Source organism: Thalassospira sp. MCCC 1A01148 (assembly GCF_001613795.1).
In the GTDB taxonomy this organism is placed as follows: Bacteria; Pseudomonadota; Alphaproteobacteria; order Rhodospirillales; family Thalassospiraceae; genus Thalassospira.
Genome location: NZ_LPVZ01000022.1, coordinates 114100 through 128387, shown reverse-complemented (window position 1 = coordinate 128387; position 14288 = coordinate 114100). Strand labels below are relative to the sequence as shown.

Below are 14288 nucleotides of genomic sequence, written 5' to 3'. Positions count from 1 at the left end.
AATTAGTTGTCGAGACCAGCAACGATTTCGTCTGTCCAGTTAACGTTGGTCCAAACATTCTGGACGTCGTCGTTATCTTCAAGGACATCGACAAGCTTCATGATGCTTTGTGCCTGATCGACGGTAATGTCCGCCTCGGTAGTTGCCCGGAAGACCATTTTTGCGCTTTCCGGATCGCCGAATTTTTCGGTCAGGGCTTCACGCACAGCGTTGAGTTCTTCGAGTTCGGTATCGATGATGTGGTTTTCGTCATCAGATTCCGCGTTGGCAGCACCGGCTTCAAGGGCCGCTTCGAAGATTTCGTCGGCATCGGCCTTGTCGGCCGGATAGACGATTTCGCCCAGACGGTTGAACATGAAACCAACCGAACCGGTTTCGCCAAGGTTGCCACCGTGTTTAGTGAAGGCTGCACGAACTTCGGAAGCGGTCCGGTTACGGTTATCGGTCAGAGCTTCAACAATGACGGCGACACCTGCAGTGCCATAACCCTCGTAACGGACTTCTTCGTAGTTATCGCCCTCGCCCGCACCGGTCGCCTTTTTGATGGCGCGATCGATGTTATCCTTGGGCATGTTCTGCGCACGCGCTGCAGCAATCGCCGCACGCAGGCGCGGGTTGCTATCGACGTCTTCGCTGATTTTCGCCGCAACGGTAATTTCGCGCGCGAGTTTGGTGAAGATCTTGGCGCGCTTTTTGTCCTGCGCACCTTTGCGGTGCATGATGTTTTTAAATTGGGAATGGCCGGCCATAACCTAAAACCTGTAGTCATTGAACTTGTGTTGGAACGGTATCGGGAGATACCACGCCGGTCATACGGGCCTTCCCTGACAGACCAGCCCGCCCGGGCATGTGCAAGCTGTGCATTCACATCTGCAACATACGCGAACGAAAATTTCGACAGCTCCTATATCCTGTTTGCCGTGCAAGGTCCAGCCATGCTTGCCAACTCGCCGGGATCACAGGCAGCACCGGGCGACGGGAACGCAGCGAACCCTGTTTGGTTTCCCGACCTATCCCAGGATAGTTCGCCCCTATACGCGGATAGATGTTGCAGACCTCATGATATTCTTTCATTAATGTTATTTGTCATAGATATTAAACTAAAGAAGAATACTCTCAGGGGGCCGGAACTGACGCCGAACGCGGGACAAGACATGATCCTGTGGTGCCAGAAACAACCGGAATGGACAAAGAAGCCATACGGAAACAGCCAGGAAACAAAGGTTAGATAGAATGGGAACTAAATTCGGGGTCCAAAGCAAGCTTCTGATATCATTTGCTTTGGTAGGACTAATGGCGGTTATTTCTGCCATCGTCGGTGCGGTATCCTTCAACCAATTCGGCAATGCGCTGAGCACAATCACAGAAGAAAAGCTTCCGCCGATTGCCGCAGCACAGTCACTTGCGACCGGAAGTGCCGAGATTGTTGCGATTGCGCCACGTATCGTGGCCGCTGCCAATCCGGACGAGGAAATTGCGATCAATGACGAACTTGCGGTGCGCCTGGACGAACTTTCCGTCCTGATCGAGGAAATCGAGGCAACCGGCTTTATGCCGGCTGTGATCGCAAGCATCAATGATAACCGCTCCCTGCTCGCGGATAACCTTCGTCAGCTTCACGAAGTGACCCAGGAACGCTTCCAGATCAGCAACGAAAAGTCTGATAAACTCGACGAGTTCCAAAGTCATGCCAAGCGTTATGCCGACACCCTGAAGCCGCTGCTGTCCTATACCCAGAACGACATGGCCCAGGGCACCGAATACGCTTCGTCCTTTGAAGATGATCCGTCAAAAAAATTCAGTACCGACAAGACAGAAATTCTAGAGGCTTTCCAGAAGTTCGCGTCAGCGATCGAGACACGTACTCCGATCCTCGAGATCGAACGTCTCGGTTCGGCCGCATCCAACATGATTATTTCCAGCACCACGGAAACGCAGGCTGTCCGCCTGTCGATCATTCCGGTGCGCATCCGCGGCGTTTATGCCGACGCGCTGAGCAAGCTTGATACGCTTGACAATGACCGCCTCAAGGCCTTTTACGTCGACCTGATTGGCAAGATGCAAAAGCTTTCGGTTGGTGAAGGCAGCCTGCCGGACCTTCGTAAACGTGAACTTGAGGCGACGGAAAGAAGTCAGGCACTTGTCGTACAAAGTGGCGAATATGCCAATGCCATGCGTAACAGCGTTGCGGAACTGGTTGCCGGTCTGAATGCAGAAGTTGACGAGGCCGCCGCCCAGGCAAAAGTTGTCGAGAAACAAAGCCTGACCGCCCTGTTTGTCGTCGCAGTTGCAGCGATCATCATCTCGCTTGCGATCTATGTACTGTATGTGCGTGGCAACGTTCTGCGCCGTCTTGGCAGCCTGCAGAAAACCATGGTTCAGCTTGCAGATGGCAACCTTGATGTCGTTGTCCCCTCCAAGGGCAAAGACGAAATCAGTGCCATGGGCCGTGCGGTTGATGTCTTTAAGGACAACGCGCTTAAGGTTCAAGCCATGCAGGCGGAAGAAGAACGCCTTAACCGTGAACGCAATGAAGCGCTTCGTGATGAATTGCTGACGCTGGCTGATACCCTGCAAAACGAAGTCGAAAGTGCCGTGAATGAAATCGCGGCCCTTGGCGATCAGCTTCAGGGGGTATCGGGCCAGATGACGTCGAGCGCGGAACTGGTTTCAGGCCAGACCGAAGACGTTGCGAGCTCTGCACAGGAAGCAACCGGCAATGTCGAAACGGTTGCAGCCGCGACCGAACAGCTGTCGGCATCGAATGCGGAAATCAACCGTCAGATGGCGGAATCGACCCGCATTTCAAGCGAAGCTTCCAGTCGTGCACAGGAAACCAACGAACTGGTTCACAGCCTGTCGCAGTCTGCAGATCGTATTGGCGAAGTGATCGCCCTGATCACCGACATCGCAGAACAGACCAACTTGCTTGCACTTAACGCGACCATCGAGGCCGCCCGTGCTGGCGATGCCGGCAAGGGCTTTGCGGTTGTTGCCGCAGAGGTCAAAAACCTTGCCAACCAGACCGAAAAAGCCACCGAGGAAATTTCTGGCCAGATTTCTGGCATCCAGAAAGCAACCGGTGAGTCTGTGAACGCAATCGGCGATATCGGCCGCATCATTGAAAACATCAATGAAATCGCGACCACTATCTCCGCTGCGGTTGAGGAACAAGGTGCAGCAACAGACGAAATCACGCGCAATGTGCGTGGTGCGGCTGATCGCACACGTTCTGTTTCGGCCTCGATCACGGAAGTTGCCAACGAAACCAGCAAGACCGGTGAACTTTCTGGTCAGGTTCTGGCAACTGCGCAGGATGCCTCGCAGAAGGTTGAAAACCTTCGCTCGCGGATTAACGGCATTCTTGATGATCTGCGCCAACAGGCAAATGAGCGCGCAGCGTCCTGATCCTGCCTGACGTACTTTTAAAAAGGCCCGCCAATGGCGGGCCTTTTTTTGCATGCGTCCGGGGGCGAGATATTGAATAACGACCGCCGTCCCCCAAATCAAAACGCAACCGTCGTAACGCGCAATCTTGGGCCAATACCTGGCCATATACAGATGTACAGGTTGGTTTGAAAAGCCATGATCGCGGCGGCGATACTGTGCTATATCTGCTTCCAATGATAAAAAATCAGGCCCCACTTTAATCACCCTTGATCCTGTTCGGGGCAGGACACGGGTATCCCCAAAATGTGGCTTGGCAGGGAACAGACGTTCAAACGACGCATGTATACGCGTCGGCACGAGGCCGTGTTGACGCTTGGCTCTTTGGTCTACGGGGTAAGATAAATTATGGGTTTTAGTATCAAGCGCGGCACCAAGCCGTCTTCGCCAAAAAAGAAATCCACAGACAAAGCAAAAAAATCCAATAAAGCAGGACACGGCGTTCGTGAAAAATTGGCAGGTGCATTCTTTCTTGTCGGTCTGATTGCAATTCTGGCTGCAGCCGTATCGGTCTTCTCATTTACAAAATTCGGCAACCAGCTTGACAAGATTGCCTATGAGCAGCTTCCGCCCATGTTTGCCGCGCAGCAGCTTGCGACGACCAGCGCGAAGATTGTGGCATCCGCACCACGTATTGTTGCTGCCTCAACCATCGAGGAAGAACAGGCCGTCAAAGCCGACCTTGATGTGATGCTGGCAACCTTGCAAGAAAACCTTGCCGTCCTCGACGAGTCCGGTCTTCCGGAAGAAACCCTTGCGGTGATTGAAGGCAATGGCCAGAGCCTTGCCGAAGCTCTGCAGGAACTGCATGACACGACCATCGAACGGTTTGAAGTCGCAAGCGAGCTGTCAGATTCAATCTCCAAGTTCCAGCAGCTGACCGGCAAATACAACTCGATGATCCAGCCGATCCTTTCGGCATCCCAGACCAACATCACCTCGATCACCAGCCAGGTTCAAGAGCTGCGTCAGGCGGGTGCCTTCATGACCGAGGAACAGGAAGCCTCGATCAAGGGGTTGCTGTTCAAGCTTGACGAATTGATGGCAGCGCAGGCGCCGATCACCCGTCTGGCAAACAGTGGCGCGGAAATCAGTAATACGGTTCTGTCGGCCGCGTCATCGGATGACCGCATGCAGCTTCGCATCATGGGGGTTCAGGTGCGTGGTGCGGTTGGTGTTGTTGCCAACACGATTGCCGAGCTTGAAAACGCAAAACTCCGTAAGTTCTATGAGGGTCTTCTTGGCGATATCAAGAAACTGTCGATGGGGCGCAAAAGCATCTCGTCGCTGCGCAGCAAGGAACTCAAGCTTGCAGACGAACAGATCGATATCGTTGAAGACAGCGCCGAATTTGCTGCCGCCATGGAAGATGGTGTGAACATGCTTGTTGGCGATCTTCAGTCGGGCGTGGACAAATCGGCTGATGCTGCCAGCACCCTTACCCAGCAAAGCTCTGTCGTGATGTACGGGGTTGGTGGCGCTGCGATTGTCATCCCGCTTCTGATCTATCTGGTTTATGTGCGTGGCAACCTTCTGCGTCGTCTGGCCGGTCTTCAGAAATCGATGATTTCGCTGGCTGATGGTGATCTTGAAGTGGCCGTACCGTCGGCGGGAAGTGATGAAATTTCCGCCATGGGCCGCGCCGTTGACGTGTTCAAGGCCAACGCCATCAAGGTCCGCGACATGCAGGCCGAGGAAGAGCGCCTTAACCGCGAACGCAATGAGGCGCTCCGTGATGAATTGCTTACGCTTGCCGACAACCTTCAGGGTGAAGTCGAAAGTGCGGTGAATGAAATCGCGGCCCTTGCCGAACAGTTGCAAGGTGTTTCCGGTCAGATGACTGACAGCGCCGAACTTGTTTCGGGGCAGAGTGACGAAGTGTCGAAATCGGCTGATGAAGCTACCGGCAATGTCGAGACTGTTGCCTCGGCGACGGAACAGCTTTCAAGTTCGAACGCGGAAATCAACCGTCAGATGGCGGAAACCACGCGCATTTCGAACGAAGCTGCACAGCGTGCGCAGCACACCAACGAACTGGTCAACAGCCTGTCACAGTCGGCAAGCCGCATTGGCGAGGTGATCGCACTGATCACTGACATTGCCGAGCAAACCAACCTTCTGGCGCTGAACGCGACCATCGAGGCGGCCCGTGCTGGCGATGCGGGCAAGGGCTTTGCGGTTGTCGCGGCAGAGGTCAAAAACCTTGCCAACCAGACTGAAAAGGCGACTGAGGAAATCTCTGGTCAGATTACCGGCATTCAGAAAGCCACCGGTGAATCGGTCAATGCGATTGGCGAGATCGGCTCGATCATTGACAGCCTCAACGAGATTGCCACGACCATCTCGGCAGCGGTTGAGGAACAGGGTGCGGCAACCGACGAGATCACGCGCAACGTGCGTGGTGCGGCAGACCGTACCCGCGCAGTGTCAGCATCGATTGCCGAGGTTGCCAATGAAACCGGCCGCACCGGTCAGTTGTCTGGTGAAGTTCTGACCACGTCGCGTTCGGCATCCGAGAAAGTCAGCGAAATGCGCACCCGCATTTCCAGCATTCTGGATGATCTGCGCCAGCAGGCCCGTGATCGCGCGGCCTGATCCGAACCACACATCTGAAATGACAAAGGCCCGTCATCTGGCGGGCCTTTGTCTTTGGGCTAAAGATATTCAGTGCTTGTGCACTTTGCCTATGTGCTTGGCCTTATGCGCTGGGCCAGCTGCCTTTAAGGCGTCCACCTATCCGTACGGCCTCAATCCGTTTGGCGAGCCCCGTCTTGTCATCGGTTTCAACATACACACCACATACCGTGGCCGGACCATCTGCCGGTTCAAACCGGCCAGACGGCATCTTTGTGATGAACTTGCGGACCGAGTTTTCCTTTTTCATGCCGATCACGGAATCAAAGTCGCCGCACATGCCAACATCGGTCTGATAGGCCGTGCCATGTGGCAGTATCTGGGCATCAGCGGTCGGCACATGGGTGTGCGTGCCCAGAACAAGCGACGCCCGCCCGTCACAATGGTGCCCAAAGGCCATCTTTTCCGACGTGGTTTCAGCATGGAAATCAAGGATCACCGCATCAACATTCTTGCCCAGCTTGTACTTGGCAAACAGCTTGTCAGCCCCCTGGAACGGGCAGGAAAGCGGATCCATAAACAGGCGGCCCATCATGTTGATGACGCAAACCTTTTTGCCCGCTTTGGTCTTGAAGACGTAATCACCATTGCCCGGCGTGCCATCGGGGAAGTTCCAGGGGCGCAGCAGTTTTTCGTCTTCATCAATATAGGCGATGATTTCGCGCTGGTCCCAGACATGGTTGCCCGTGGTCAGGACATCGGCACCAGCAGCATAGAATTCCTTGCAGATCTTTGCCGTGACGCCAAAGCCGTGGGCTGCGTTTTCGACATTCACCACCGCGATATCAACCGACAAACGGTCACGTAACATAGGGAGCGCCTCAAGCGCTGCCTTGCGACCGGATTGCCCCAGAACGTCGCCAAGATGAAGTAAACGCATTGTGCTTCCTGTATTGCGTCAGCCAGCAGGCAGACATGTTTCGTTTAATGCACCCTGCCCCGGGACGCATGACCGGCATCACGAAATGGAAAAGGGATTTTTAGGGTCATGACCCTTAGCAAAATAATCGGGAGCCACCGCTGCCGTTGGCCATTTGGTAATTCCTCGTGACCTGCGAGTGCAGGTGGGCGCCGTATAACGAGACCACGGCCTCGACAGGGACAGCTCCCTAGAGAAATGAGCATCGGCCCCGGGAATTAGCGAACCTGACGAACAGGGCAGCTCCCTTGATGCTGTGTTCTTGATCGCCGCGAACGGCGCATCGCAAACTGTCAGCGACCGGAACTTAGTCTTCGGCCGTCTGAATTTCAAGTAGATTGCGTGATTTCGGTTCTGAGTTAAAGCAGCCATGCAGCAGGCGAATAACCAGTTGATCAGTCTTTGTTCAGACGATCTGCAAGCGTTTCGATGCGTTCGGCCATGCTTTCGATATTTTCTGCCAGCGCGTCGCTTTCTGCAGCCGACAGGCTGCCATCTTCCGCGACCGCGGCGCCACCATTTTCAAGCTTGTCCTGCACCGTACCCAGTTCATCGGCAATCAGAAGGCTGGTCATGACCAGAAGGCGCTGTTCGCCGATCTGACCAACGGCACCTGAGATTTCCTTGACCCGTTCGTCAACATATCCGGCAAGTGCATGAATTCGATCTTCCTGACCGTCGTCACATGCGATGTCATAGCTGCGACCGTTAATGCGAATGGAAACCTGTGCCATGGGTTATGCCTGCTTCTTTGCGGGTTCTTCATCAAGGACGAGTTTGAGTTGATCAACCGCACCATCAAGGCGGTTGGAAACCGTTTCGGTCGTCTGGCAAAGCCGGTCGTAATCTTCGCGGAGAGCCGAAAGTTGTCCGCGCAGGGCTTCGACTTCTGCCGTGTCAGCATTTGCGTCCTGGCTTTTGGCGTCGATCGCCGACTCCGCGACCGTTTCCAGACGTTCCAATGCTGCTTTCAGTCGATCACTTGCCTGTTGCAACCGCGACATGACCCTACCCAAATATTTGCTGTTAACTCAAAGATTACAGACGTCAAACGTCTGCTACGACAGTCCATATTCCAATATGACCTGTCGAAGATGTCATGATCATGGCTGATTTAACACCACAGATTCCGATCAACAACCGTTTTACCCGACTGTGTGCAAAACCAGTCTGATCGGGTGGCACGACAGCCATGCCCGAAACATAGAACTGGCGCTGCAAACAGGTCAACAGGACCCGTAATTGGCCCCGTCAATGCCCGTGTGGTTAACCATAATCGCGAGAACATGGCAGATTTTCGATAGAAGCGGTTGACGTATGCCCCCTGTAAGGGCATCTTCCGCGCGAATTCCGTTAATAAATGGAAAAGTGTTTTCATCGCCCGACCGCGAAACCCCCAGGAACCGCATCACATGACGACGCAAGTAGAACACAACCGCATGGCCAATGCCATCCGCTTCCTCTCGGCAGATGCTGTCGAGAAAGCCAAATCCGGTCATCCGGGCATGCCGATGGGCATGGCAGACGTTGCGACTGTTCTTTATACCAAATTCTTGAAATTCGATCCGAAGCACCCGAACTGGCCAGACCGCGACCGTTTCATCCTGTCCGCAGGTCACGGTTCGATGCTTCTTTATTCGCTTCTGCACCTGACCGGGTATGACGATTTCGATCTCGATCAGATCAAGAATTTCCGTCAGATGGGCTATCGCACTGCGGGCCACCCGGAATATGGCCACGGCGAAGGCATTGAAACCACCACGGGCCCGCTCGGCCAGGGTATTGCGACCTCGGTCGGTTTCGCCCTTGGCGAGCGCATCATGAATGCCCGCTTTGGTGACAGCGTTGTTGACCACTACACCTATGTGATTGCCGGTGACGGTTGCCTGATGGAAGGTATTTCCCAGGAAGCCATTTCGATGGCCGGTCACATGAAACTGTCGAAGCTTATCGTTCTGTTCGATGACAACGGCATTTCGATTGATGGCCCGACCTCGCTTTCGACATCGGAAGACCACAAGAAGCGCTTTGAAGCTGCTGGCTGGGACGTTCAGGAAATTGACGGCCACGATCCTGCTGCGATTGAAGCCGCCATTGCCAAAGCAAAATCCACCAACACCCCGTCGATGATTGCCTGCAAAACCGAAATCGGCTTTGGCGCACCGACCAAGGGTGGCACCGCGGCAACGCACGGCGCACCGCTTGGTGCGGAAGAACTTGCTGGCATGCGCAAGAAACTCGGCTGGGATTCTGAGCCGTTTGAAATCCCGGCAGATGTCCGTGACGCATGGCTTTCTGCTGGCGCACGCGGTGCCGAGGACTTCAATGCGTGGGGTTCACGTTTTGATGGTCTCGAAGCTGCCCTGAAAGACGAGTTCGAACGTCGTATCGAAGGCAAGCTTCCGGAAAACTGGATCGAAGCGTTCAACGACTACAAAAAGCAGATCACCGAAGAACTGCCGAAGGTTGCAACCCGCAAGGCGTCGCAGAACGTTCTTGAAGTTCTGACCAAGGCGATCCCGGAAATGATCGGCGGTTCTGCCGACCTGACCGGTTCGAACAACACCAAGACCGGCGTTCAGGCACCGATCACCGCCGACGGTGGTTATGAAGGCGCGTATATCTATTACGGTATCCGCGAACACGGCATGGCAGCAGCCATGAACGGTCTGGCGCTGCATGGTGGCGTTCTGCCCTATGGTGGCACCTTCCTGGTCTTCACCGACTATTGCCGTCCGTCGATCCGCCTTTCGGCCCTGATGAACCAGCGCGTTGTTTACGTCATGACCCATGATTCCATCGGCCTTGGCGAAGACGGCCCGACCCATCAGCCGGTCGAACATGTTGCGTCGCTGCGCGCCATGCCGAACGTGACCGTGATCCGCCCGGCCGATGCTGTTGAAACCGCCGAAGCATGGGCAATGTCGATCACCAACGAAAGCGGCCCGACCGTTCTCGCCCTCACCCGTCAGAACCTGCCGGTTCTGCGCACCGAATATCGTGACGACAACCTTGTCGCACGTGGCGGCTACGTGATTTCCGATTGCGATGGCGATCGTCAGGTCACCCTGATCGCGACCGGTTCGGAAGTCGAGATCGCGGTTGACGCGCAGGCCAAGCTGAAAGCAGACGGCATCAATGCTGCTGTTGTTTCGCTGCCGAGCTGGGAACTGTTTGACGCCCAGTCGCCGGAATACCGCAAGGACGTTCTGGGCAGCGCACCACGCGTTGCCATCGAAGCCCTTTCGGTCTTTGGCTGGGAAAAATATGTTGGCGACAACGGCAAGGTTGTCGGCATGCACGGATTTGGTGCCTCGGCACCGGCCCCGGTCCTTTACGAGCATTTCGGCATCACCGCCGACGCGCTGGTCAAAGCGGCCAAGGAACTGGTTTAATTTACAGGGCCGGATCGGTAACATGCCGATCCGGCCTTTTTTCTATGGGTTCTTGACCCTAAGCCGTGATTGATACTCCCCAGGTACCAATCATTATAATTTTGGAGGGATGAATGGCTATTCGCGTAGCGATTAATGGTTTTGGCCGTATCGGCCGTCTGGTTCTGCGTTCTATCGTTGAAAGCGGTCGCACCGACGTTGAAGTTGTTGCCATCAACGACCTGGGTGACGTCCACACCAACGCACATCTTCTGAAATATGATTCCGTTCATGGCGTTCTGGCCAATGACGTCAAAGCCGAAGGCGATGATCTGGTCATCGACGGCAAGGCGATCAAGGTTTGCTCTGAACGTGACCCGGCGAACCTGCCGTGGGCCGACCTTAAAGTCGACATCGCGTTCGAGTGCACCGGTATCTTCCTTGACGAAGCGGGCGCAGGCAAACACCTGACCGCAGGCGCCAAGCGCGTTCTGATCTCTGCCCCGGCAAAGGGTGACATCAAGACCGTTGTTTACGGTGTTAACTCTGACAGCCTGACCGCTGATGACGTCATCGTTTCGAACGCATCCTGCACCACCAACTGCCTGGCACCGGTTGCAGATGTTCTCAACAAAACCGTTGGCATCACCAAGGGCTTCATGACCACTGTTCACGCCTTCACCGGCGACCAGAACACCGTGGACAGCCTGCACAAAGACCTGCGTCGTGCCCGTTCGGCATCGCTTTCGATGATCCCGACCTCGACCGGTGCTGCAAAGGCTGTTGGTCTTGTTCTTCCGGAACTCAAAGGCAAGCTCGACGGTACCGCGATCCGTGTTCCGACCCCGAACGTCTCGATGGTTGACCTGACCTTCGTGGCTGGTCGTGACACCACCGTTGATGAAGTCAACGCAGCAATCAAGGAAGCCGCAAACGGCCCGCTTAAAGGCGTTCTTGGCGTTTGCGAAGCTCCGCTGGTTTCGGTTGATTTCAACCACAACCCGAACAGCTCGACCTTTGATGCGACCCAGACCCAGGTAATGGACGGCAACTTCGTTCGTATCCTGTCCTGGTATGACAACGAGTGGGGCTTCTCCAACCGTATGAGCGACACCGCTGTCGCCATGGCGAAGTTCCTCTAAGCATCGCTTAGGTCAAAATTTTTCAAGGTGCCCGAAGTTCTGCTTCGGGCACTTTTCTTTTGCGCCTCTTTCCGTCACTGTCTAGGTGACACGCCTATCAAGACAAACAGGAGCCCGGCCCGTGAGCCTTCTTTTCAAGGAACTTGATTATCGCCCGACACCGATGGGGGTTTTAAGCCTGCGTCGCCGACGTGAGTTGAGCCTTGATATCGATGTCTATGAAATCAAGCTTGATGAAGAATACCTGATGTCGAGCCTGTTTACCGATGCCGAGATTGCGCTGGCCGATCTGGGGTTGGCCGAACTTGATCGCGAGAACCTTGATGTGGTCGTTGGTGGCTTGGGCCTTGGCTATACCGCCAAGGCAGCGCTTGATAATCCCAAGACTGGCAAGCTGACCGTGCTTGATACCCTGCCCGAGGTGATCGAATGGCATCAGCAAGGATTGCTGCCCTTGGGGGATCAACTTTCAAACGACCCGCGTTGCGCATTGGTGCATGGGGATTTCTTTGCCGCAGCACTTTCCGATACGCCGGGCATGAACCCGGATGCATCCGAAAAACTGCATGACGCGATCCTTTTGGATGTCGACCATTCGCCGGGCAATGTCCTGCATGAAGACCACAAGCGTCTTTACACCAAGGATGGCTTGGCGAAGCTTGCGACCCATCTGGTGCCGGGGGGGATTTTTGCCCTGTGGTCGACCGAGATGCCCGAACCATGGTTTGAAGAGAACCTGAAATCCGCGTTCGAGACCATCCGGGCCGACGTGATTACGTTCAAGCATCCGCTGATTGATCGTGAAGACATCAACACGGTCTATGTTGCGCGCACCAAGGCCTGAGCAAGCATCATGACCAACCTGCCCGCCCTGATCATCCGCGTTCACGGCATCACTGGTGCCCGATCCGCCTGCCGGATTCTGGGAGATCGTGGGTTTGCGCTGCTGTCGCCTGTTCACGCAGCCCAATCACACGGGGCACAATGGTTTGCCGATCTGATCACGCTTGTGCGCGAAGAATTCCCGGCATCTGACATCACAGCGATCCTTGATTGTCGCGGAAGGGTTTCTGGTGCACTGACCGCGATTGAGCTTGGCCTTGATGCGGTGATGGTCGATCCGATGCCCGAACCGCAGTTGGAAAACCTTCGGGATATGGCAGCCCAGACAAACTGTCTGGTCATGACAGAGCTCCCGGCCAAAGATGTGATTTATCAGATGGCCGATGACCTGTTGCCCGATCATGAACTGGACAAGCGGTTGCTTGCACATCTTGCCGGGTAGCCTTGGCAATTGCCAAAACCGGCGTCAAAGGTTACATAACACGCAGGAAATCATCAGGAATTATCATCGTGAATTCAGACGAACTTGCCGGTCTTTATCTTCTGACGCCGCCGAAATTTGACCTTGCACCCTTTGGCGAGACGCTGAAATCTGTGCTCGATACCGGTGCGGTCGATTGCCTGCAATTGCGCCTGAAGGACGTCAGTGATGATGAGATCCGCACCGCGATTGATGCGATCCTGCCAATGTGCGTGGATCGTGACATTCCACTGATCCTGAATGACCGTCCCGACATTGCCAGGAAATCGGGCTGCGATGGTGTGCATGTTGGCGAAGGTGATGCCAGCTATGACGAAGCCCGCGCCATCATGGGCGAGGAACATATCGTTGGTGTGTCATGCTATGACAGCCGCCACAAGGCGATGATCCTTGGCGAAAAGGGTGCGGACTACGTGGCATTCGGTGCGTTTTATCCGACCAAGACCAAAGAAGCCAAAACCAGCGTTACGCCGGAAATCCTTGAAATCTGGACGACCTTTACCACCGTGCCCTGTGTGGCAATTGGCGGCATCACGGCAGACAATGTTGCCCCGCTGGTTCTGGCAGGTGCAGACTTTATCGCGGTAACAGGTGGTGTGTGGAACCATCCGGATGGCCCCGAAGCGGGGGCAAAGGCGATCAAGGCTGCGATTGCGGCGACCGATATCTGAACTGAATACCGGCGAACGGGAAATCATATGGCTGGCAATTGGTTGCGCCAGCCATGCGCGAATGACGGGGTGTTATGCGCGTAAACCCGGATCAATCTGCTTGCAGCAAAACACCCGAACTGGTAGGTAGACCCCCTGAAATGGGGCGCTTGCCCCTTATTGCATTGTGAATCTGTGATCTGAAAGAACGGTTTGTGCCATGAAAATCAACGGCAACGAAATCCGTCCGGGTAACCTTATCGAACATAAAGGTGCCCTGTGGCGTGCAGTAAAATGCCAGGCTGTGAAGCCGGGTAAAGGCGGTGCTTTTAACCAGGTTGAACTCAAAGACATTCGTACCGGCACCAAGCTGAACGAACGTTTCCGTGCATCGGAAACCGTCGAAAAGGTTCGCCTTGAGCAGAAAGAATACACCTACCTGTTTGCCGATGGTGACATGATCACCTTCATGGACAGCGAAACCTACGACCAGATCACAGTCAATTCCGACCTTATTGGCGACGCTGCTGTCTATCTTCAGGATGGCATGGTTGTGACCATCGAATCCTTCGAAGGGGAGCCGCTTGGCGTGACCCTGCCAGAGCATGTTGTCTTCGAAATCGTCGAAGCCGACGCCGTTGTCAAAGGTCAGACCCAGTCTTCTTCCTTCAAGCCGGCTGTTCTTGAGAACGGTGTTCGTGTGATGGTGCCCCCGCATATTGAATCGGGTACGCGCATTGTCGTGAACACGGTTGAAGGCACCTATGTCGAGCGTGCCAAGGACTAAGGGCCTCCCTG

The 14288-nt window shown here is 54.8% G+C and carries 12 protein-coding genes and 1 other RNA gene; 8 read left to right on the top strand and 5 right to left on the bottom strand.

Going from position 1 to position 14288, the window contains the following annotated elements:
- Positions 1–2: 2 nt before the first annotated feature.
- On the bottom strand, positions 3–749 hold the full coding sequence (locus tag AUQ43_RS18080) for a YebC/PmpR family DNA-binding transcriptional regulator (RefSeq protein ID WP_062957710.1): 747 nt from the start codon (positions 747–749) through the stop codon (positions 3–5).
- Positions 750–1233: 484 nt separating this feature from the next.
- On the opposite strand from AUQ43_RS18080, the gene AUQ43_RS18070 reads away from it, so the two are divergent.
- Positions 1234–3408, top strand: a complete 2175-nt coding sequence (locus tag AUQ43_RS18070; protein WP_084272160.1) for a methyl-accepting chemotaxis protein — start codon at positions 1234–1236, stop codon at positions 3406–3408.
- A gap of 492 nt (positions 3409–3900) precedes the next feature.
- Complete coding sequence (locus tag AUQ43_RS18065; RefSeq protein WP_232310742.1) at positions 3901–6042, top strand: methyl-accepting chemotaxis protein; 2142 nt, start codon at positions 3901–3903, stop codon at positions 6040–6042.
- 103 nt (positions 6043–6145) lie between these two features.
- On the opposite strand, the gene AUQ43_RS18060 is transcribed toward AUQ43_RS18065, so the two are convergent.
- From AUQ43_RS18060 to AUQ43_RS18045, 4 genes are all read right to left on the bottom strand, one after another.
- On the bottom strand, positions 6146–6961 hold the full coding sequence (locus AUQ43_RS18060) for a TIGR00282 family metallophosphoesterase (protein ID WP_062957706.1): 816 nt from the start codon (positions 6959–6961) through the stop codon (positions 6146–6148).
- 127 nt (positions 6962–7088) lie between these two features.
- Positions 7089–7249, bottom strand: a non-coding RNA gene (gene ssrS, locus AUQ43_RS18055) — 6S RNA.
- A 146-nt stretch (positions 7250–7395) separates the two neighbouring features.
- Positions 7396–7734, bottom strand: coding sequence for a cell division protein ZapA (locus AUQ43_RS18050; RefSeq protein ID WP_062957705.1), 339 nt, complete (start codon positions 7732–7734; stop codon positions 7396–7398).
- A 3-nt stretch (positions 7735–7737) separates the two neighbouring features.
- Positions 7738–8004: a hypothetical protein gene (locus AUQ43_RS18045; protein WP_062957704.1), complete on the bottom strand. Its 267-nt coding sequence runs from the start codon at positions 8002–8004 to the stop codon at positions 7738–7740.
- Positions 8005–8412: 408 nt separating this feature from the next.
- Between AUQ43_RS18045 and tkt the strand changes: the two genes are divergently transcribed.
- The 6 genes from tkt to efp all read left to right on the top strand — a co-directional run bounded on the left by tkt (position 8413) and on the right by efp (position 14277).
- Positions 8413–10395 (top strand): transketolase, encoded by a 1983-nt coding sequence (gene tkt, locus AUQ43_RS18040; RefSeq protein WP_062957703.1) that lies wholly within the window; start codon positions 8413–8415, stop codon positions 10393–10395.
- A 113-nt stretch (positions 10396–10508) separates the two neighbouring features.
- Positions 10509–11516, top strand: coding sequence for a type I glyceraldehyde-3-phosphate dehydrogenase (gene gap / locus AUQ43_RS18035; protein WP_062957702.1), 1008 nt, complete (start codon positions 10509–10511; stop codon positions 11514–11516).
- Between the two features lie 121 nt (positions 11517–11637).
- Entirely contained in the window at positions 11638–12360 is a 723-nt protein-coding gene (locus tag AUQ43_RS18030; protein WP_062957701.1) for a hypothetical protein, read from the top strand.
- A 9-nt stretch (positions 12361–12369) separates the two neighbouring features.
- Positions 12370–12801, top strand: a complete 432-nt coding sequence (locus AUQ43_RS18025) for a hypothetical protein (protein ID WP_062957700.1) — start codon at positions 12370–12372, stop codon at positions 12799–12801.
- 68 nt (positions 12802–12869) lie between these two features.
- Positions 12870–13511, top strand: a complete 642-nt coding sequence (thiE, locus tag AUQ43_RS18020) for a thiamine phosphate synthase (protein WP_062957830.1) — start codon at positions 12870–12872, stop codon at positions 13509–13511.
- A 199-nt stretch (positions 13512–13710) separates the two neighbouring features.
- Positions 13711–14277 (top strand): elongation factor P, encoded by a 567-nt coding sequence (gene efp / locus AUQ43_RS18015; RefSeq protein ID WP_062957699.1) that lies wholly within the window; start codon positions 13711–13713, stop codon positions 14275–14277.
- Positions 14278–14288: the final 11 nt, after the last annotated feature.